Raw genomic sequence first — 18761 nt, 5'->3', positions numbered from 1 at the left:
TGCTCCTGCCCACCGGCAGGAACCGGCGGTCTATCCTGCTGAAAAGACGCGGGCGTCGCTATAACCCGCAGCGCGCACCTTGGCGAGCGCTGCCTCGGCCTGTCCACGGGTCGCGTAGGGTCCGCATCGAACGCGGTAAAAATTGCCGGCCTTGGTCACGAATCCCCCGTCGAGCTTGCTGGCAAGGCGGTCGGCATTACCTTTGCTGGAAAAGGCTGCCGCCTGGACAACGAAAGCTCCGCTTTCAGTAGTGGGTGGAGCGGGCAGAACCGGAGCAGGCGCTGGGCGCGGCGTAGCGGCAATGGGCGCTGCCGTTTGCACACCGGGAAGCGAGTAGCGCTGGACTTCAGGGGCTCGGGCCATGGTGGCTGTCGGCGGCACGGCGCGCGCAACTGGCACGGACGCGACCGATTGCGGACCAGCAAGGGCCGGTAGCGGGTAGGCCCTGTTGGCCTGGCGTTCGTTCGTGAAAGTGCGATCAAAGGTCTGCTCGACCGGTGCCGCAACCCCGGCAGGTCGCGCACTCGCGGTCGATGGCTGGACCGGCGTCGAGGCAATACCTGTGGCCGTTGAAGCTCGCGTTGGTCCGGCAAGGCTGGCAAAGCCGCCGGCTGTCGGGAGCTTCTTCTTCAGCACAACGAGGAGCGAATCAGGTGTGGCCAGGCGTTCAGGCACTGTTTTGCCGGCACGCAGTTCAGCACGCTCGTACTCCGGCGGATTGACCCGGCGGACGCGAACCGGAGCGCCCTCTGCCAGCCCGAGTTGTGCCGCGGCCCCTTGCGAAAGTGCGACGAGGCGCTGTGACGTCATCGGGCCACGACGTTCGACGCGGGCAAGGACCGTGCGACCGGACTCAAGCGAAGTTACTTCGACATAGCTTGGCATTGGCAGCGTCTTGTGCGCGACCGACACGCCATTGCCGCCTCCCTTTTCGACGGTGGCATAACCGACCGAGTCATAGCTGTAGGTGTCTTCGGGGGTGTAAAGCTGGCCATCGACGGCGAAAGGTTCGCCCAGAACCTGCGGATAGTCCGCCTCAGGTCCGTTGGCAGCAGTGCGGGGGGATGCCTGCGTGCTTGCAACATCATAGCCGCCCGAACCGCCGCCACACGCGGCGAGCAAGGCGCTCAGACCAAGGGCAAGGAAGGCCTTGCGAACATCAACGGGCAATCTCATCGGCTAACAGCCCCACACTCATGGCGTAGTAATTGGAGCAGTTATATTCGAGGATAACTCGATAATTTGAGGTTAAGAGCCAGGCGCGGGTCCCGGGTCCGTCGGGCTGGAAAACGGATGTCAGTGTGTCGTCGGGGATCGGAACCTGGGGTTGCAGGCCAAGCGCACGCCACTCACCCACGGTCTTCCATTGGCTATGCCGCTCGTGCACGCGCGGGCACACGGGCGCGCTGAGTTCGGTGCTGTAGATATCCGGATCGAAACCGGCCGGCAGGTAAGTGCGGACGCCCCACGGTTGGCCCGGCCTCCAGCCCGAATCCTGGAAGTAGCGCGCGATCGAGGCAAGTGTGTCGGCGCGGCTGTTGAAGATATCGGCGCGCCCGTCGCCGTCACCGTCAGTAGCAAGGCGAAGGTATACACTGGGGAGGAATTGTGGGTTGCCGAAGGCTCCGGCCCAGCTACCGACCAATTGCGAGCGTGAATAGCCCTTGTCCGCCACCTTCATCAGTGCGACGAACTCGTCAGAGAAGAGTTCGCGGCGACGCCCCTCCCAAGCCAGCGTGGCGAGCGAGCGGGCGAGGTCGAAATCGCCCTTGTATCCCCCGTAATTGGTCTCATGCCCCCATATCGCCATCAGCACTTCAGCGGGCACACCATAGCGTTGCTCGATCCCTCTATGGAGCCCGCGCGTCGCAGCAAACATGTCTCGGCCCCGAGCAATCCGCGTCGGGTTCACATGCGTATCGAGGTAGGGTTGCATGGCCGGATAGCCCGTGCTGGTCGGGCTGCCCGGTTGGCCCCGATCGAGGCGGATTACGGTCGGGTTGGGCGTCAATCCAACAGTCATGCGTTGAAGCGTGTTTTCGCCGACACCTTCCGCCCTCGCCCGCGCAATCAGGAGCTGCAGGTAAGCGTCGAACTCCATGTCTTGGGCCGCTGCCGGCGGAACCGGCGACAGCGACGTTAGAGCGGCAAAAGCGAGCAAAAGTGTCTTGAAGCGCATGGCCTTTCTTCTCACAGCTCAAATGAATCGCCAATGACGAAGCGGCGGTTGGCTGGGGATGCGGGATGACTTGAAGCCTGGCTCTCGCTAGGTCGTACCGAAACGAGAATTCACCGGAGAGACATGTGATTAGCGACGACCGCATCATTCTCGGCCTGCTGGCTGCACTACTGGCTTTCGTGTTTTTTACCCGCGAACGGGAGGGATGGAAGAAGTTCTACGTCTTCGTCCCGATCATCCTGGTCTGCTATCTCGTTCCTTCGCTGTTGGTGACGACAGGCTTCGTCGATGCCAGCGAATCGCAGCTGTGGCCGGTGGCGAAGGACTATTTCCTGCCTGCGGCGCTGTTCCTGATGACGCTCAGCATCGACATGAAGGGTATCCTCGGGCTCGGGTCTAAAGCCTTGATCATGTTCCTGACGGCGACAGTCGGGATCGTCCTTGGCGGCCCGATTGCACTCTTCATCGTCGCTCAGTTCGAACCTTCGATCATCGGCAGTGGACAGGATGCTGCCTGGCGCGGGCTGGCAACTCTGGCCGGTAGCTGGATTGGCGGCGGTGCCAACCAGACTGCGATGCTGGAGGTCTATGGCTACCCCATCGAGGGCTTCTCCGCTTTGCTCGCCGTCGATATCATCGTTGCCGAGATCTGGATGATCTTCCTGCTCTATGGCGCTGGCGCGAGCGAGCGGGTCGATCGCTGGCTCGGGGCCGATAGTTCCGCCATCGACCGGCTGCGCGACAAGATGGCTGACTATTCCAGCTCGATCGAACGTGTCGCTACGGCAAATGACTATGTCCTGCTGTTCGGCGGAACCTTTGCGGTGGTTGGCCTGTCGCACCTTGCCGGCGGCTGGCTCGGCGGGGTTTTCGCCGGGCTTTGGGGCGAGGAAGCCACGCTGGCGAGCGAGTTCTTCTGGGTCGTGGTGCTGACGACGACGGCCGGGCTGCTGGCCAGTTTCACCCGCGTTCGCGAGCTGGAAGGGATCGGTGCCAGCAAGTTCGGGACTGTGTTCATTTTCCTGCTGGTGGCCATCATCGGCACCCGCATGGATGTCACCAAGATCGCTGATGCCCCTGCCTTCATGGCCATCGGGGCGATCTGGATGCTGTTCCACGTTGTGCTGCTGCTGGTGGTTGCCAAGCTGATCAAGGCACCGTTCTTCTTCGTCGCAGTGGGCAGCAAGGCCAATGTCGGTGGAGCTGCCTCTGCCCCGGTGGTGGCAGCGGCCTTCCACCCCGCCCTCGCCCCGGTTGGTGTGCTGCTGGCGGTGCTGGGTTATGCGCTGGGGACCTATGGTGCGATCCTGTGCGCGCAAATGATGGCAGCGGTCGGCTAAGGCGTCAGCGCATGCTCGCGCAAGGCTTCGTAATCCTCGCGACAAGCATCGGCAACGGCTTGATATTCGGATGAAAGTTCCGGGAGCGGCCCCGGCGGGTCACCGAAGCCGGTCGAGGCGTTGACCTTATCGTACCAGTGCGAACCCCAGATGCCGTCTTGCGGATGAGGCCCCAGGTTCCAGGAAAGCATTCCTGAATCCCATGGAATATCAAGTGCTTTGCAGAGTTTCTTCAAGACATTTTCAGGATCGGTGAGAATATCGGCGCTATCTACCACAGGGGGAACCTTGCCCTGCAACTCGCTGATTTTCTGAAAATACTCCCACTGGCGCGTGATACCCAAATGGTCCGAATTGATTGCGCTGCGCTTATTGGCATAGCTCGCCGCCACGCGAATGGGGTCGCGGATAAGGAAGGCATGCCGCATCGCGGGAAAGTCGAGGATGTCGATTGGCCCTTCCATGTGGTGCGGCATATGCTTCTGGTACCAGATCGGGCTGCCATCGGGCACCGGAGCGCGCATGGCTTCAGCGACGGAGCGCCAGTCGCAATTCATGTCGGCGATCACCTCCGCAGCCATCGGTTGCGGATCTCCGGTCTCCTTGAGATATGCTCCGTAGAAAGGCTCATCGCTGACGTAAGTATCGCTGCGACCAGAGAAGCTGCGCATCATCGCGGTGGAGAGGTTGCGGGGGCCGCTCCACATGGCAATCCTAATACAATCAGTGCCTTGCGATGACGTCATTGCGTCACATCCCGCTCGATAAGCGCCTTGTAGAGGCCCTGTAGTCGCTCCACCATCGGCCCCCTGCCCTCGGTCAGCTGGCGTCCGTCGACTTCGGTTGCCGGCACGACACCAGCGAATGTTCCCGTCACGAAGGCCTCGTCCGCGCCATAGACATCGGTCAGCGAGAAGTTCTTCTCGAATACCGGGATGCCGGCTTCGCGGCAGACCTGGATGACATTGGATCGCGTGATGCCGCCAAGGCAATAGTCGCCGCTAGAGGTCCACACCTCGCCCTTGCGGACGATGAAAAAGTGCGTGGAATTGCAGGTGGCAACGAAGCCGTGCGGGTCGAGCATCAGCGCTTCGTCCGCTCCGGCCTGCGTGGCCTGGATGCAAGCGGTGATGCAGTTGAGCTTGGAATGCGAGTTCAGCTTTTGGTCCTGCACCGCCGGGTCGCCGCGCCTGACGTGGACCGTGAACAGCCGGATGCCGGTCTCGATGGTGGACGGCAGCGGGGCCTTGTATTCGGGGATGATGACGATTGTCGCGGGCGAGATCACCACCCGCGGGTCCTGATAAGGCGTCGAGCGGATCCCGCGCGTCACCATCAGGCGGATGTGTACGCCTTCCTCTTCGCGCATGGCGTTGGCATCGATGGTCTCGTACAGTCGTGACGTCAGTTCGTCACGCGTCAGGCCGATGTCCATCGCAATCGCCTTGGCTCCCTCGTACAACCGGTCGAGATGGGCGGCGAGGAAGGCGATCCTGCCCTTGTGCACGCGCAGCCCTTCCCACACCCCGTCGCCCAGCATGAAGCCGCTGTCGAAAACGGATACGGTCGCCTCGGGCCGCGGCACAAGCGTGCCATTGACGTTGATCAGGATGCTCTCGTTGCGCGGGTCCGGCGCAAAATCGTGGGTGCCTTTTGCCATAGTCCGTTCCTAGGCGGCTGAATGCTGGTGACAATAGCGTTTTGTCTCGCTAGCGAGCGGGCTTGATGGATGGGTGGCAGAGTGGTTGAATGCACCGGTCTTGAAAACCGGCGTGCGGGTAACCGTACCGTGGGTTCGAATCCCACCCCATCCGCCACTGCCTCCTGAAAGGACGCGAACCATGGCCGCAGATCAAAAGGGCGATATCAACCAGCTGTTCGGGCAGATGCTCACGCAGTGGGAGGACATGTCCAACCAATTCGCCAACAACTTCATGAGTACGCCGCAGTTCGGCAAGACGCAGGACGCGGCGATGGCGATGTCTCTCAAGCTGCGCGAGACCATGCACGAGCAAATGACTCGCTTCCTCGAGGCCGCGAACATGCCCAACCGGGACGAGATCGCGGAACTGCGTGGTGCAGTAGGCAAGCTGGACGAAAAGCTCGACCGGATCGAACGCAAGCTGGAAAGGCTGGCGAAGGAGGACGGTGGGTCCGTCGGCCCTGCCAAAGGTCCGCCCCGCACCAAGAAGCCGGCGGCGAAGAAGTAGAGCGACCATGGCCGACACCAACCAGGACGATATCGGCAACCAGGTCCAGACCCTGATCCAGCGGACCATCGACCGCAATATCAAGGGGCTGGAATACTTCCGTTCGCCCAAGCCCAAGCTGGGGGTTACGCCCAAGGACCTGATCTTCGAGCGCGGTACGCTCAAGCTCTATCACTATCGCCCGCAGGCAGACGAAATCTATCGCGTGCCGCTGCTGCTGGTGATGGCAACCACCAACCGGGGCTCGATCTTCGACCTGATGCCCGGCCATAGCCTTGTCGAGTTCCTGCTGAAGAGCGGCTACGACGTTTACATGATGGATTGGGAGGCCCCCCTTCCCCATGAGAAGACGCTGACGCTGGCAGACTATACCGCTCGCTTCATCCCCGAATGTATCGAGCGGGTGCAGGAAAGGTCGGGCGAAGACGATATCACGCTGATCGGCTATTGCATGGGCGGTGTGCTCTCGGTGATCTACCAGGCGATGCACCCGGATGGCCCGGTCAAGAACCTCATCACCTTCACCACGCCGACCGATTTCAGCAAGATGGAGATGTTCAACGTCTTCACCGCAAAGGAACATTTCGATGTCGACCGGCTGGTCGATACCATCGGCAATGTACCAAGCGAGATGGTATTCCAGGGCTTCAGCATGCGCACTCCGGTGTCGCAGGCAGCGGCGACCGCGCGCCTCTATGACAACATGTGGAACGATGCCTTTGTCGACAGCTACCGCAAGGTCGATGCCTGGGCGGTCGACATGCTGCCGCTGGCGGGTGAGTACTTCCGTGACACGACCAAGAAGCTGATGTGGGACAACGAGCTGCTGACCGGCAAGCTGGACGTAGAGGGCAAGATCGCGGACCCGCGCAACATTACCGTGCCTTTCCTGCACGCGGTGGCGCTGCATGACGATCTTGTGCCCTACGAGGCGTCGCATCCGCTGATTTCGCTTGTCGGGTCGGAGGACAAGGAAGAAATCGTGCTCAAGGGCGGGCACGTCAGCCTCGTGGCCGGAGCCAATGCCGCAAAGAGACTTTGGCCTGCCATGGATGCCTGGCTGCAGGAGAGATCGCTATGACCACCACCACAGACACCATCACCCTGCGAGCGCTCGAATCCTCGGATGAGGACGCAGTTCTGGCATTTGCACGCGGCCTTCCGAAACACGACCTGTTGTTTGCCCGGCGCGACCTGACCGAGCCGCGGGTTGTTCGCGCCTGGTTCGAGGCGGTCGAAGCCGGCGAGATCCATTCGCAGATTGCCGTCAGTGGTGGGGAAATCGCCGGCTATAATGCGCTGATCGTCGATCCGCATTCCTGGTCGTCACACGTCGGCGAGATCCGCATAATGGTGGGCGAGAAGTATCGTAGGCACGGCGTTGGCAAGATGCTGGCGCAGGCCGCCTTCGAGAAAGCTCTGGAGCTGGGGCTGGCCAAGCTCACGGCATCAATGACGGTCGACCAGCACGGTGCCATCGCGCTGTTCGAGGATATGGGCTTTCGCGGCGAAGCGCTGCTGAGGGACCATGTGAAGACGCATGAGGGCGAGACTTGCGACTTGGCCATCTTCTCGCATGATATGGCGCAAGGGACCGGTCGCCGGTCCATGCTCGGCCTCGGCCAGTAGGCCGCACCTCGCATAGATAAGGACACCCGCATGCTCGATGTCACCATCCAGCGGCCATCGCTAGCCCTCGCGCTGACGGAGGTCCCGCGCTCGCTGTTCGAGATGGCGTTGATCCCTTTCTGCTCACCCGTGCTGGCCAATGCGCCCCGCGGTGATGGGCACCCCGTGCTGGTCCTGCCCGGCTTCATGACATCGGACATGTCGACTTTCGCCATGCGCCGCTATCTCGACAGCCTCGGCTACCAGACCTACCCGTGGGAGCTGGGGCGCAACCTAGGCATCCGCTCGACCGGGATCGATGGCGAGCGAGTCAAGGACCGCGTCGAGTTGCTCTACAGGGAGCACGGGCGCAAGGTCAGCCTCGTCGGCTGGAGCCTGGGCGGGATCATGGCGCGCCAGCTGGCGCGAAAGCATCCGGAAATGGTGCGGCAGGTGATTACGCTCGGCAGCCCGTTCACTGGCAACCCCGGCGCGACCAATGTCACTGCGCTCTATGAATGGATGACGGGGGATTACCTCGAGGAAGACCTCGTCCGCGAGCGGATTGCCGAGGAAAGCGCACCGTTGCCGGTGCCATCGACTGCGATCTTTTCCCGGCAGGACGGGGTGACCGCGTGGGAGAACTGCCTCGATGCCGATCTGAGCGGCGAGACCGAGAACATCGAACTCTACGGCAGCCACATGGGCCTGGTGTTCAATCCGGCGGTGTGGTTCGCTGTTGCCGATCGGCTGGCGCAGCCGGAAGGCGAATGGGCACCGTTCGACCGCAGCGGCCAGCGAGCGATGTTCTATCCGCAAGCGGCCTGATCAGGCTTCGGCCAGTTCCCTGATCCGCTGAGCTACCAGTGGCAGCTGGTCGTTCCCGAAATACATCGACTCGCGACCCACGAAGATTGTCGGTGATCCGAAAGCGCCGTGATCGATCGCTTCCTGCGTGTTTGCGCGTAGCAGATCCTTCACCGGTTGCGAACTCGCGCGTTCGAGCAGTTTTGCACCATCCATCCCGATTGCGTCGGCAATGGCGGCGAGCTCTGCCGGATCATCGAGGTTGCGCTGGTCAGCAAAATAGGCGTGGAAGGCCGCTTCGGCGAAGCGCAGCAGGCTCGGCTGGTCATCCTCCAGCACGCAACAGCAGCGCATGGCATGGACCGATTTGACCGGGTGATGCTCCGACGGGAAGTTCATCGGCAAGTCGGCCAGCCGAGCCCATTCCTTGAGCCAGCCGAATCCGAGCAGCATACGCGTCTGGTCCCCTTCGCGCGCTTCGTAGACGCGGGGATTTACGGCGTTGAACACGCCCCCGACAAGAAACGGCCGCCAGCGCGTGCTCGTAAGCGAGAATTCTGGCATTCGCTGGAAATTGTGGAACGCCAACCGCGTCCAAGGGGAAGACAGGTCGAAGAAGAAGTCGACAGGCACGGCCATCCGTTTGCTCCCTAGCGCCCCCGTCCACGGTCCATGATGGTGTCCATCATGTCGCGCAGCTTGGGGTCCCATTCCTTGCGCATTTCCTTGACCTTCTCGATCAGTTCCTCGTTGTCCCATGAGGGCACGTCGATCTTGTAGACCGATGCGAACTCGATCATCGTGCTGCGATCAGCCTCTTCGAACGCATCGGCCATCGCCTGTGCTGCCTGCCGGTCATGCCCTAACGCCTCAAACACGGAACGCCCGATGCGCACCGACCCGTCATAGGTCTCGCGGATGATATCGCGGCATCCGATCGCCCACAGCTTGAACACGTGATCGCGATCTATGGCGCGGGCGACGATGTGCACTTCGGGATAATTCTGGTGGACATGAGTGACGATCTTGTCGATTTGCTCTTTCTCGTCGAGCGCCACGACCAGGATCTTGGCATGTGCGATGCCCGCGCTGGCGAGCAGGTCGGGCCTCGTTGCGTCGCCAAAATATGCCTTGGTGCCGAATTTTTCCATGTTGCTGATGTGGCGTGAATCGTAGTCGATCACCGTTGCCTGGTAACCTGCAGCATTGAGCATGCGGTCTACGATCCCCCCAACCCGGCCGCGCCCGGCAATGATGATATCATTCGATTCGTCGATCGTATCGGGCTCGCGCTCGTCGCCACCTGTGTAACGCGGCACCACGACCTGGTCGTAGAAGATGAACAGCAAGGGGGTAACCAGCATCGAAAAGGCGATCACGAGCAGAAGCAGGCTCGCCAGTTCTTCCCCTAGCACGGCATTGCCGACAGCGAAGGAAACAAGCACGAACCCGAACTCACCTGCCTGCGCAAGGCCAAGGCTGAACAGCCAGCGGTCCTGGCCCATCAAGTGGAAAGCCTTCCCGATCCCGAAGAGCACTGCCATCTTGGTTGCGATCACGACGGCCGTCCAGAATAGCACATCGCCCCAGATTGACTGGACCAGTACGAAGTCGATCCCGGCACCCACGGTGATGAAGAACAGACCCAGCAGCAAGCTCTTGAAGGGGTCGATATCCGCCTCGAGCTCATGCCGGAATTCGCTGTTGGCGAGGACAACCCCGGCGATAAAGGCCCCCAATGCGGGAGACAGCCCGACCAGCGTCATCAGCAGTGCGATCCCGATTACGATCATCAAAGCAGCTGCAGTGAACATCTCGCGCAGCTTCAGCCCTGCGATCATGCGGAACAGCGGGCGGGTGAGGTAGACGCCGATCAGCACAACCAGCCCGACAGAGCCAAGTGTCACGATGGCACCGAGCCATGCGGGAAGGCCTTCGACGAGGCTCGCACCGCCGTGACCATGCGATCCGTCTGCTCCATGAACGGCACCGGCCAATTCGGGCAAAGCGAGCAACGGCAACAGCGCAAGCATGGGAATGACGGCAACATCTTGCACCAGCAGGACAGAGAAGCTCGCTTCGCCCCCTTGCGTACGCATCAGCTTCTTCTCTTCGAGCGTCTGCAGCACGATCGCCGTGGACGAAAGCGCCAGGATCATCCCGATCGCCAGTGCCGTTTGCCAGGCATTGCCTGCCAGTAAACCGATGCCTGCCAACACGACCGTAGTCAGCAGTACTTGCCCACCACCAAATGCCACGAGCCGGCGTCGCATCTCCCACAACCGCTTAGGCTCCAGCTCCAGTCCGATCACGAACAGCATCATGACGACGCCGAATTCGGCGAATTGCTGCATCTGTTCGACATTGACGTTGAGGAACGACAGCAGAGGGCTGAGCGCCATACCGGCGAGCAAGTAGCCAAGGACAGTCCCGAGCCCGAAGCGGGTGGCGAGAGGCACGGCAACCACCCCGGCAACGAGCAGGCTGAATGCGAGAATAAGGAAATCGCCCATGCGCAGGGAGTATACGCTCCCGCCCTCGCGTCAATGGTCGCGGAACCTTGGCGAGCGTTACAACCTCTTACAAGTGGGCAAGCTGGCGGTCAGCTTCGGAAGCCTATTGGGAAGACCTCCTCTGATGGTCCAGGGCCGCATCGCACTCATCCTCCCAGCGGTGCGGCCCACCCTCCCCGGGCTTATTCGACGAGCTTTCCGCCTTTCACCACCGCATCGACATCCTCGAGTTCGCGGACATTGGCCAGTACGTCGCCGTCGACAGCGATGATATCGGCCCATGCACCGACCGCGATCGTCCCGACCTGCCCTTTCTGGCCGAGCGCATCGGCGGCATTGATCGTCGCGGCGCGGATGGCCTCCAGCGGGGTCATGCCCAGCCGCACCATCACTGCAAACTGTCCGGGCACGGACTCATGCGGCATGACCCCGGCGTCGCTGCCGAACACCATCTTCACCCCGGCCTTGTGCGCCTTGCTGAAATTGTCGCGCTGCGCCTTGGAGACCAGCCGCTCCTTGTCGAGGTTCTCCTTCAGTACCCCGTTCTTTTCGCCTTCCGACAGCGTGTATTCGGTATTGAAAATGTCCATCGACAGGAATGTGCCGCGTTCCTTGGCGAGGCGGATACCTTCGTCATCGATGAAGCTGGCGTGCTCGATTGTGTCGAAACCGGCGAGGATCGCGGCCTTGATCCCCGCTGCTCCGTGCGCATGGGCGGCTGCCTTGAGGCCCCAGAAATGGGTTTCCTCGGCAATCGCCGTCAATTCTTCGAGGTTTAGCTGCTGGATTCCCGGAGCGGTGTTGCGGCTGAACACGCCACCGGTGGCGCAGGCCTTGATGACTTCGGCCCCGTACTTGCGCTGCTCGCGTACGCGCTTGCGCAATTCCTCGGGGCTGTCGCCCACTGCCGGGCTCTTGCGATTGAAGCTCGGCGGCAGGAAGGTCTCGTCGCAATGCCCACCGGTCGCGCCGAGGGCATAGTTCGCATTGACGATGCGCGGACCTTGCAGCCAGCCTTCCTCAATCGCCTGGTCGAGCCCGGCGACATTGTAATCGGTATCACCCACGTTGCGCACGGTGGTGAAGCCGACCTTGAGCATCTTGTCCGCATTCGCTGCTGCAAGGAATGTCCAGAACCGGTCGGTGAACTGCAACCCGCTGTAGCCGCCATATTCGGGCCGCCCGTCGAGATGGACATGCATGTCTATCAGACCCGGCAGGATGGTGTGGCCGGTCAGGTCGATAACCTCAGCCCCATCCGGAGCCGCCCCGGTGCTGACCGAGACGATCTTGCCGTCATCCATCCCGATCACCGGGTTGGCGATGTATTTGCCGCTTTCGACATCCAGCATCCGGTCGGCAACTACATAGGTCGGCTCGGCAAGCGCAGCTGTTGAGGCGACGAGAATAGCGGAGGCAAAGAGTAGTGTTTTGGGCATTGTGTGCTCCAACAAGAAATGCAGATTCCAACTAGCCGCGGCCAGGCCCGATGGGCGTCATCACCCCGATGATGATACACTGGTTCTCGCCCCATTTGAGTGTTCCAAGCGAGACATCGTCCTCAGTGACAACTATCTCGGTCTCTTCGACCGGATCGCCGCACCAGCGGGTGATAGTCAGGGTGAACGTGCCGGGAAGCAGGTTGGTGAAACGAAAGCTCTTGTCCCGGCGCACCTTGGTTGTTCGGACCTTGCCATACTGGTCGGTCAGCGTGACCACGGCGTCGTATTCATAGTAATTGGTAGCGCCGGAGATCTCGTAAAGCGGAGTGACGGCGTTGCTTCCCATTGTCTGGCACGCCGCAAGCGCCAGTGACAGGGAGGCGCCGGCGACGGCAACCAATTTGCGCTTGGTCGTGCTGCCACTGTCTGCAAGTCGGACCATGCCGTTGTCCGCTATTTCAGCGCGAACGCAGACTTCATCCTCGCTCTTGAGCAATTCCTCGGCCTGATCGAGCGTCAGCTGCGAAAGGTCATGGATGGTCTTGTCGCAAGCGCTGCAATGGCGGTTGCAGCCTTGACGCGACATCGTGTTCCAATCCTCGCTGCAAGGTTTGGGGAATGTTACTCGCAAATCGTCAGTCATTCCCCTCTCCCATCGTTGCCAATCAGATATGCAGCGCCCGCCCGTAGGCCCCCAGCACACTTTCGTGCATCATTTCAGAAAGCGTCGGGTGCGGGAAGACAGTTTGCATCAGCTCAGCTTCGGTCGTCTCCAGCTGCTTGCCGACGGTATAGCCCTGGATCAGCTCGGTCACTTCCGCGCCGATCATATGCGCGCCCAGCAACTCGCCGGTCTTGGCGTCGAACACCGTCTTGATGAAGCCCTCGGCCTCGCCCAGCGCGATGGCCTTGCCGTTGCCGATGAAGGGGAAATTGCCGACCTTGACCTCGTAGCCCGCCTCCTTCGCCTTGGCCTCGGTCATGCCGACGCTGGCGACCTGCGGGTGGCAATAGGTACAGCCGGGAATGTTGTTGCGGTCGAGCCCGTGTGGGTGGACGTCCTTGTTGCCCAACTCCTGCGCGATGGCCTCTGCGGCGGTGACACCCTCATGCGATGCCTTGTGCGCCAGCCACGGGCCCGGAGTGCAATCGCCGATGGCCCACAGGCCCTTGGACTTTGTCCGGCCATAAGGGTCGATCTGGATGAAGCCGCGATCCATCTCTGCGAGCTTCTCCAGCCCTATATTCTCGGTGTTGGGGACGATGCCGATGGCGACGATGCAGTGGGTGAACTCCTGCTCGCTGACCTTGCCGTCCTTGGCCTTTATCTTGGCTTTCACACCTTTGGCATCGGCCTTGATGTCTTCCACGCCCGCGCCGGTCATAATGGTCATGCCCTGCTTGGTCAGGCTCTTTTCGAGGAAGGTCGAGACGTCCTTGTCCTCCACCGGAACGATCCGGTCGAGCATTTCGACCACGGTCACGTCTGCGCCCATGTCGTTGTAGAAGCTGGCGAATTCGATCCCGATAGCGCCGCTGCCGATCACCAGCAGCTTCTTGGGCATTTCCGGTGGAGTCATAGCGGTGCGATAGGTCCACACGCGCTTGCCGTCGGCAGGAGCGAAGGGCAGATCGCGAGCGCGGGCGCCGGTGGCGACGATCACATGCTTGGCGGTGAGCTTCTCCTCACCCTTCTCGCCTTTGACCGTGAGCGAGGTCGGGCCGGTCAGCGTGCCCTCGCCCATATGCACGGTGATCTTGTTCTTCTTCATCAGATGGGTGACGCCTTGGTTGAGCTGCTTCGCCACGCCGCGTGAGCGCTTCACCACCGCTTCGAGATCCGCCTCGATCCCTTTCGCCTTGAGGCCATAATCGCCCGCATGCTGCATGTAGTGAAAGATCTCTGCCGAACGCAGCAGCGCCTTGGTCGGGATGCAGCCCCAGTTGAGGCAGATGCCGCCAAGGTTCTCGCGCTCGACAATCGCGGTCTTGAGCCCCAGCTGCGCGCAACGGATCGCCGCGACATAGCCGCCGGGTCCGGAGCCGAGAACGATAACGTCGTATTGGTCAGCCATTGTCATTTTCCTTGGGGAGAGGCGTGGCCATCGCGTCGACTGCGCGCGGCCTGTCATTGTCATCGAGAAGGACAAATTTGAATGTGCCGCTGGCGACCTTGGTAGTCGCCTCGCCATTGCGCTCGCGGGCGATGGCTTCGGCGGTGATGGTGAGCGAGGTGGTGCCGGTGGCAGCGATGGCGCAGTAAACCGATAGCTCGTCCCCTACCGCCATCGCGCCGGGGAAGGCGAAATCGCTGGCCGAGACGACCACCGCCTTGCCCTTCCCCTCGCGGCTGGCAAGTGAACCTGCGCCCAGCGCCATCTGCGCCATCAGCCACCCGCCAAACACCCCGCCATAAGGGTTGAGGTCGGTCGGCATGGCGGTGGCCCTTATGGTCAGCTCGCCAGATTGCATGTGATTATACCACCAGCCCCATCGGGTTCTCGCATAGCTGCTTGAACGCCTCCATCAGCTGCGCGCCGTCCGCGCCGTCAATCGCGCGGTGGTCGAAGCTGCCGGTGGCGCTCATCACGGTGGCGGGGACGATCTGGCCGTCCTCGACCCACGGGCGCTGCTCGCCTGCGCCGACCGCGAGGATCATCGCCTGCGGCGGGTTGATCACGGCGTCGAACTGCTTGGTGCCGAACATGCCGAGGTTGGAGAGGCTGGCGGTGCCGCCCTGGAATTCATGCGGCTGCAGCTTGCCGTCCTTGGCCTTGCCCGCCAGTTCCTTCATTTCGGTGCTGATCTGGGCGAGGCCCTTGCGGCCCGCATCGCGGATGATCGGGGTGATCAGGCCCGAAGGCGCGGCCACCGCGACGGAGATATCCTGCCGCGAATATTCGAACAGCTCGTCGCCCTGGAAGCTGACATTGCACTTGGGCACGCGCTGCAGCGCACGCGCCAGCGCCTTGATCAGCAGGTCGTTGACCGAGAGCTTCACCCCGTCAGCCTCGAGCGAGGCATTGAGCTGGCTGCGCAGCTTGAGCAGCGCATCAAGCCGCACGTCCACGGTGAGATAGATATGCGGGATGGTCTGCTTGGCCTCGGTCAGGCGGCGGGCGATGACCTTGCGGACATTGTTGAGCTTCTGCGCTTCGTATGGCGCGTCGAGATCGCCGCCGAGAGATGCAGGCTTGGCCGGGGCCGGAGCAGCTGCCTGGGCGGCTGCAGGCGCTCCAGCCTTTGCGCCTTCGACATCGGCCTTCACTATCCTGCCATTCGGGCCGCTGCCCTTGATGGTCGAGAGGTCGAGACCTCTCTGCTCGGCAATACGCTTCGCCAGAGGAGAAGCGATCACGCGGTCGCCGCTTGGCTTATCAGAGGGAGCAGTTGATGGGGCAGGCGCAGGCTGAGCAGCCTCCTCCTTGGCCGGCGCTGGTGCGGGCGCTGGTGCGGGCGTTGGTGCCGGGGCAGGCGCGCTCGCTGGCGCGGCCCCCTTCGCATCCTCCACATCCTCACCCTCTTCGGCGAGAATCATGATCACCTCGCCAACCTTCACATTCTCGCTGCCCTCGTCGATCAGGATCTGTGCCACAGTCCCTTCGTCAACGGCCTCGAACTCCATCGTCGCCTTGTCGGTTTCGATCTCCGCCATGATGTCGCCGGCGCTAATGGTATCGCCGACCTTGACCAGCCATTTGGCGAGCGTGCCTTCTTCCATGGTGGGCGAAAGCGCGGGCATCTTGATCTGGGTCGGCATGGGTCGGCGTGGATCCTTCAGCTGGGGAGGCGTGATTTCCGCTACGCTTTGGCCAATTTGAAGGCTCGCGGCAAGGTTCTTGCGCCAATCTTGCAAAGCATACGATTTCAGCGGATACCGATGCCGCTACGGGGGACCTTCTGTCTATGAGTTTGCGCGTATTCCTGGTGATCATCGACGAGACCGAAGAAGCGCTCAAGGCGCTGCGCTGGGCTTCGCGCCGGGCCGTCGCCGTCGATGGCGTGGTGCATATCCTGGCCCTGGTCCAGCCACAGAACTTCAATGCTTTCGGCAGCATCCAGGCGACCATCGAACAGGAAGCGCGCGACCGGGCCGAAGCTGTCGCGAGCAGCGCTGCCGGCTCGATACTCGCCGAAAGCGGCAACATGCCTCAGATCACCGTCAAGGTGGGTGAAGGCAAGAAGGTGATCGCTGAATATCTCGAAGAGCATCCGGAAGTTCACGCGCTGGTACTTGCCGCTGGCGAGCAAAGCTCGGGCCCGTTGGTGATGCATTTCAGCGAGAGTGCTTCGACCCTGCCTTGCCCGTTGTTCATCGTCCCGGGTGGGTTCACCAACGAGGATATCGACCGCGTGACCTGAGGTTATTTCCGCCGTTTGCCCTGGTGGCGGATATTGCCGGGCCGACCACGCTTGCCCTGGACGAACTTGCCTTTCTTGCGCGGCGGCGTGCGATGGCCGCGCGGTTCGATCGGGTCACCCTGGGCATCGACAGGTTCGAACTTTAGTGCACCGGTCAACGGATTGGCTTCGGCGAGCTTCAGTTCGAGCCGCTGTCCGACTTCGTAGCGGGTCCCGCTATCCTCACCGATCAGTGCCTGCGCGGCTTCGTCATGCCGGAAATACTCACGTCCCAGTGTTGAGACGGGAACAAGGCCATCGCCGCCAAGGTCCTGGATCGTCGCAAAAAAGCCGAAGCTCTGGACACCCGTGATGCGGGTCTGGAAGACCTGACCGACATGCTGCGACAGGAAGGAGGCAACATAGCGGTCGATGGTATCCCGTTCGGCCTCCATCGCGCGCCGTTCAGTGGTGCTGATGGCGTCGGAGACTTGCTGGAGGTCGTCGCGATCCCGATCGGAAAGTCCTGAGAAATCGGGCAAACCGTTGCTCGGCTTGGGCTGCTCGAGCCCATAGGCATCGACCAGCGCGCGGTGCACCAGCAGGTCGGAATAGCGGCGGATCGGCGAGGTAAAGTGGGCGTAGGAGCCAAGCGCCAGCCCGAAATGCCCGGCATTCTTCGGCCCGTAGTAGGCCTGCGTCTGGCTGCGCAATACCGCTTCCATCAGCAATGTTCTCTCAGCATCGTCCGATACATCCTTGAGAAAGCGGTTGAAAAGCGTCGGCGTGACGACCTGCCCCAGCGCCAGCTTGCGGCCCTGCGTGGCGAGGTAGTCGCGCAAGGCGATCAGTTTCTCACGGTTGGGTGGCTCGTGGATGCGATAGACCACCGGTGCGGTCTTGGCCTCCAGAGCCTTGGCTGCAGCGACATTGGCCGCGATCATGAAGTCCTCGACCACGCGGTGCGCATCGAGCCGTTCGCGCACGGCGATATCGGCGATGCGACCCTTGTCATCGAGCATCACGCGTCGTTCGGGGATCTCCAGCTCCAACGGGTCGCGCTCATGACGGGCCTTGGCGAGTGCCTTCCAGCAGGCCCACAGGTTCTGTAGCTCCTGGCTGGCAGAACCATCGTCGATCGCCTCTTGCGCCTTTTCATAGGGGATGTTGTGCGTCAGGCGCACGACGGCGCGGGTGAAACGCCATGACGTCACCTTCCCTTCGCCTGAGACCTTGAGGTGGCAAGCCATCGCCGCGCGATCCTCGCCATGCCGCAGTGAGCAGACATCGGCGCTTAGCACCTCCGGCAGCATGGGCACGACGCGATCGGGGAAATAGACCGAATTGCCACGCTTGCGGGCCTCGCGATCAAGCGCTCCACCGGGACGGACGTAGAAGCTGACGTCGGCAATGGCGATGATGGCTTTGAAGCCGCCCTCCCTGTCGGGCTCGGCCCAGATGGCATCGTCATAGTCGCGGGCATCGGCAGGATCGATGGCGAGGATCGGAACGTTGCGCAGGTCCTCGCGCTTGTCCTCGCTCAGCGGCAGTTTTGCTGCGCGTCCGGCCTCATCGATGGCTTCCTCGGGGAAGATGTGAGGAATGCCGTGCTTGGCGATGGCGATCAGGCTGAAGCTGCGCGGGGCGAGCGGGTCGCCATAGACCTCGACCACCCGCACGCCCGAACGCGGCGACTTGCCCGCCTGCTCGGCCAGCACCAATTGCCCGGCCTCGGCCTGGCCAAGATCGACCACATGCACCGAATTGCGGATGCGCTTGTCGACCGGGGCAAGCCACGGCTTGCCGCTGCCATCGAGCTCGATCACGCCCATCATGCCCTCGGTGCGGGCGGGCAGCTTCTTCATCGGAAAAGCGCGCCAGCCCTTGTCGGTTTCCTCGGTGCGGGCAAGCACACGGTCGCCCCGCTTGAGCGCCGGCATGCCCTTGGCCCCACGACCGCGCTTGACCTCGACCAAAACCAGACGCGGCGGCTTGTCGCCCGATTCCGGGTTCCAGTTGTCGGGCTCTGCCACAGGCTCGCCATCCTCGATCTCGACGACCCGCAGGACAGTGACCTTGGGGATGCCGCCCATCCGGTGATAGGCGGTTTTCTTGCCGTCGATCAGGCCTTCCTCGGCCATGTCCTTGAGCAGCCGCTTGAGCGCGATCTTTTCCTGCCCCTTGAGCCCGAACGCCTTGGCAATCTCGCGCTTGCCGGCGGGGGTGTCGGAGGTCTGGATGAACTCGAGCACCTGCTCGCGGGACGGCAGGCCTTCGGGGCGTTTGAGTGGGCGTTTGGCCATATCGGCGGCCTATGGGCG

The 18761-nt window shown here is 62.0% G+C and carries 18 protein-coding genes and 1 tRNA gene; 7 read left to right on the top strand and 12 right to left on the bottom strand.

Going from position 1 to position 18761, the window contains the following annotated elements; translation table 11 throughout:
- Nucleotides 1–30: 30 nt before the first annotated feature.
- Together QPW08_RS09215 and QPW08_RS09210 are read right to left on the bottom strand one after the other, a co-directional pair.
- Entirely contained in the window at nt 31–1176 is a 1146-nt protein-coding gene (locus QPW08_RS09215) for an SPOR domain-containing protein (protein ID WP_284125521.1), read from the bottom strand.
- The gene (locus QPW08_RS09210) at nt 1160–2179 is read right to left on the bottom strand and encodes a lytic murein transglycosylase (RefSeq protein ID WP_284125520.1); all 1020 of its coding nucleotides are present in this window, start codon (nt 2177–2179) and stop codon (nt 1160–1162) included. The genes QPW08_RS09215 and QPW08_RS09210 overlap by 17 nt, the downstream gene beginning before the upstream one ends.
- Before the next feature lie 125 nt (nt 2180–2304).
- Between QPW08_RS09210 and QPW08_RS09205 the strand changes: the two genes are divergently transcribed.
- Nucleotides 2305–3519, top strand: coding sequence for a DUF819 family protein (locus QPW08_RS09205; RefSeq protein ID WP_284125519.1), 1215 nt, complete (start codon nt 2305–2307; stop codon nt 3517–3519).
- Here the strand turns inward: QPW08_RS09205 and QPW08_RS09200 are convergent.
- The gene (locus tag QPW08_RS09200; RefSeq protein WP_284125518.1) at nt 3516–4226 is read right to left on the bottom strand and encodes a sulfotransferase-like domain-containing protein; all 711 of its coding nucleotides are present in this window, start codon (nt 4224–4226) and stop codon (nt 3516–3518) included. The two genes, QPW08_RS09205 and QPW08_RS09200, sit on opposite strands and share 4 nt — an antisense overlap.
- Before the next feature lie 35 nt (nt 4227–4261).
- Entirely contained in the window at nt 4262–5179 is a 918-nt protein-coding gene (locus tag QPW08_RS09195; protein ID WP_284125517.1) for an aminotransferase class IV, read from the bottom strand.
- Between the two features lie 67 nt (nt 5180–5246).
- Between QPW08_RS09195 and QPW08_RS09190 the strand changes: the two genes are divergently transcribed.
- From QPW08_RS09190 to QPW08_RS09170, 5 genes are all read left to right on the top strand, one after another.
- Nucleotides 5247–5336 (top strand) — tRNA-Ser (locus QPW08_RS09190).
- A gap of 24 nt (nt 5337–5360) precedes the next feature.
- Entirely contained in the window at nt 5361–5729 is a 369-nt protein-coding gene (locus tag QPW08_RS09185) for a hypothetical protein (protein WP_284125516.1), read from the top strand.
- Between the two features lie 7 nt (nt 5730–5736).
- Entirely contained in the window at nt 5737–6810 is a 1074-nt protein-coding gene (locus tag QPW08_RS09180) for an alpha/beta fold hydrolase (protein WP_284125515.1), read from the top strand.
- Complete coding sequence (locus QPW08_RS09175; protein WP_284125514.1) at nt 6807–7358, top strand: GNAT family N-acetyltransferase; 552 nt, start codon at nt 6807–6809, stop codon at nt 7356–7358. Before QPW08_RS09180 ends, QPW08_RS09175 begins: the two co-directional genes overlap by 4 nt.
- Nucleotides 7359–7388: 30 nt before the next feature.
- Nucleotides 7389–8165, top strand: coding sequence for an esterase/lipase family protein (locus QPW08_RS09170; RefSeq protein WP_284125513.1), 777 nt, complete (start codon nt 7389–7391; stop codon nt 8163–8165).
- Here the strand turns inward: QPW08_RS09170 and QPW08_RS09165 are convergent, their stop codons facing one another.
- From QPW08_RS09165 to QPW08_RS09135, 7 genes are all read right to left on the bottom strand, one after another.
- Complete coding sequence (locus tag QPW08_RS09165) at nt 8166–8783, bottom strand: 2-hydroxychromene-2-carboxylate isomerase (RefSeq protein WP_284125512.1); 618 nt, start codon at nt 8781–8783, stop codon at nt 8166–8168. It abuts the gene before it with no gap.
- A gap of 11 nt (nt 8784–8794) precedes the next feature.
- The gene (locus QPW08_RS09160) at nt 8795–10657 is read right to left on the bottom strand and encodes a cation:proton antiporter domain-containing protein (RefSeq protein ID WP_284125511.1); all 1863 of its coding nucleotides are present in this window, start codon (nt 10655–10657) and stop codon (nt 8795–8797) included.
- Between the two features lie 182 nt (nt 10658–10839).
- Complete coding sequence (locus QPW08_RS09155) at nt 10840–12096, bottom strand: Xaa-Pro dipeptidase (protein ID WP_284125510.1); 1257 nt, start codon at nt 12094–12096, stop codon at nt 10840–10842.
- A gap of 31 nt (nt 12097–12127) precedes the next feature.
- Nucleotides 12128–12685 carry a carboxypeptidase-like regulatory domain-containing protein gene (locus QPW08_RS09150; RefSeq protein ID WP_284125509.1) on the bottom strand — a complete coding sequence of 186 codons (558 nt, stop codon included), beginning with the start codon at nt 12683–12685 and terminating at the stop codon, nt 12128–12130.
- Between the two features lie 79 nt (nt 12686–12764).
- The gene (gene lpdA / locus QPW08_RS09145) at nt 12765–14174 is read right to left on the bottom strand and encodes a dihydrolipoyl dehydrogenase (RefSeq protein WP_284125508.1); all 1410 of its coding nucleotides are present in this window, start codon (nt 14172–14174) and stop codon (nt 12765–12767) included.
- Nucleotides 14167–14571, bottom strand: a complete 405-nt coding sequence (locus QPW08_RS09140; RefSeq protein ID WP_284125507.1) for an acyl-CoA thioesterase — start codon at nt 14569–14571, stop codon at nt 14167–14169. The genes lpdA and QPW08_RS09140 overlap by 8 nt, the downstream gene beginning before the upstream one ends.
- A 4-nt stretch (nt 14572–14575) precedes the next feature.
- Complete coding sequence (locus tag QPW08_RS09135) at nt 14576–15859, bottom strand: pyruvate dehydrogenase complex dihydrolipoamide acetyltransferase (RefSeq protein ID WP_284125506.1); 1284 nt, start codon at nt 15857–15859, stop codon at nt 14576–14578.
- A 152-nt stretch (nt 15860–16011) separates the two neighbouring features.
- On the opposite strand from QPW08_RS09135, the gene QPW08_RS09130 reads away from it, so the two are divergent.
- On the top strand, nt 16012–16461 hold the full coding sequence (locus QPW08_RS09130; protein WP_284126326.1) for a universal stress protein: 450 nt from the start codon (nt 16012–16014) through the stop codon (nt 16459–16461).
- A gap of 2 nt (nt 16462–16463) precedes the next feature.
- On the opposite strand, the gene rnr is transcribed toward QPW08_RS09130, so the two are convergent.
- Nucleotides 16464–18743, bottom strand: a complete 2280-nt coding sequence (rnr, locus tag QPW08_RS09125; RefSeq protein ID WP_284125505.1) for a ribonuclease R — start codon at nt 18741–18743, stop codon at nt 16464–16466.
- Nucleotides 18744–18761 lie beyond the last annotated feature (18 nt).

The organism is Parerythrobacter aestuarii (assembly GCF_030140925.1).
Classification (GTDB): domain Bacteria; phylum Pseudomonadota; class Alphaproteobacteria; order Sphingomonadales; family Sphingomonadaceae; genus Parerythrobacter; species Parerythrobacter aestuarii.
This window is presented reverse-complemented; position numbering and strand designations above follow the sequence as displayed.

Excerpts from the sequence above, each read along its gene's own strand:
- QPW08_RS09160 (WP_284125511.1), bottom strand. The coding sequence starts at position 10,657 with ATGGGCGATTTCCTTATTCTCGCATTCAGCCTGCTCGTTGCCGGGGTG.
- rnr (WP_284125505.1), bottom strand. The coding sequence starts at position 18,743 with ATGGCCAAACGCCCACTCAAACGCCCCGAAGGCCTGCCGTCCCGCGAG.
- QPW08_RS09180 (WP_284125515.1), top strand. The coding sequence starts at position 5,737 with ATGGCCGACACCAACCAGGACGATATCGGCAACCAGGTCCAGACCCTG.
- QPW08_RS09195 (WP_284125517.1), bottom strand. The coding sequence starts at position 5,179 with ATGGCAAAAGGCACCCACGATTTTGCGCCGGACCCGCGCAACGAGAGC.
- QPW08_RS09210 (WP_284125520.1), bottom strand. The coding sequence starts at position 2,179 with ATGCGCTTCAAGACACTTTTGCTCGCTTTTGCCGCTCTAACGTCGCTG.
- QPW08_RS09165 (WP_284125512.1), bottom strand. The coding sequence starts at position 8,783 with ATGGCCGTGCCTGTCGACTTCTTCTTCGACCTGTCTTCCCCTTGGACG.
- QPW08_RS09140 (WP_284125507.1), bottom strand. The coding sequence starts at position 14,571 with ATGCAATCTGGCGAGCTGACCATAAGGGCCACCGCCATGCCGACCGAC.
- QPW08_RS09135 (WP_284125506.1), bottom strand. The coding sequence starts at position 15,859 with ATGCCGACCCAGATCAAGATGCCCGCGCTTTCGCCCACCATGGAAGAA.
- QPW08_RS09175 (WP_284125514.1), top strand. The coding sequence starts at position 6,807 with ATGACCACCACCACAGACACCATCACCCTGCGAGCGCTCGAATCCTCG.
- QPW08_RS09155 (WP_284125510.1), bottom strand. The coding sequence starts at position 12,096 with ATGCCCAAAACACTACTCTTTGCCTCCGCTATTCTCGTCGCCTCAACA.
- QPW08_RS09170 (WP_284125513.1), top strand. The coding sequence starts at position 7,389 with ATGCTCGATGTCACCATCCAGCGGCCATCGCTAGCCCTCGCGCTGACG.
- lpdA (WP_284125508.1), bottom strand. The coding sequence starts at position 14,174 with ATGGCTGACCAATACGACGTTATCGTTCTCGGCTCCGGACCCGGCGGC.
- QPW08_RS09215 (WP_284125521.1), bottom strand. The coding sequence starts at position 1,176 with ATGAGATTGCCCGTTGATGTTCGCAAGGCCTTCCTTGCCCTTGGTCTG.
- QPW08_RS09185 (WP_284125516.1), top strand. The coding sequence starts at position 5,361 with ATGGCCGCAGATCAAAAGGGCGATATCAACCAGCTGTTCGGGCAGATG.
- QPW08_RS09150 (WP_284125509.1), bottom strand. The coding sequence starts at position 12,685 with ATGTCGCGTCAAGGCTGCAACCGCCATTGCAGCGCTTGCGACAAGACC.
- QPW08_RS09200 (WP_284125518.1), bottom strand. The coding sequence starts at position 4,226 with ATGTGGAGCGGCCCCCGCAACCTCTCCACCGCGATGATGCGCAGCTTC.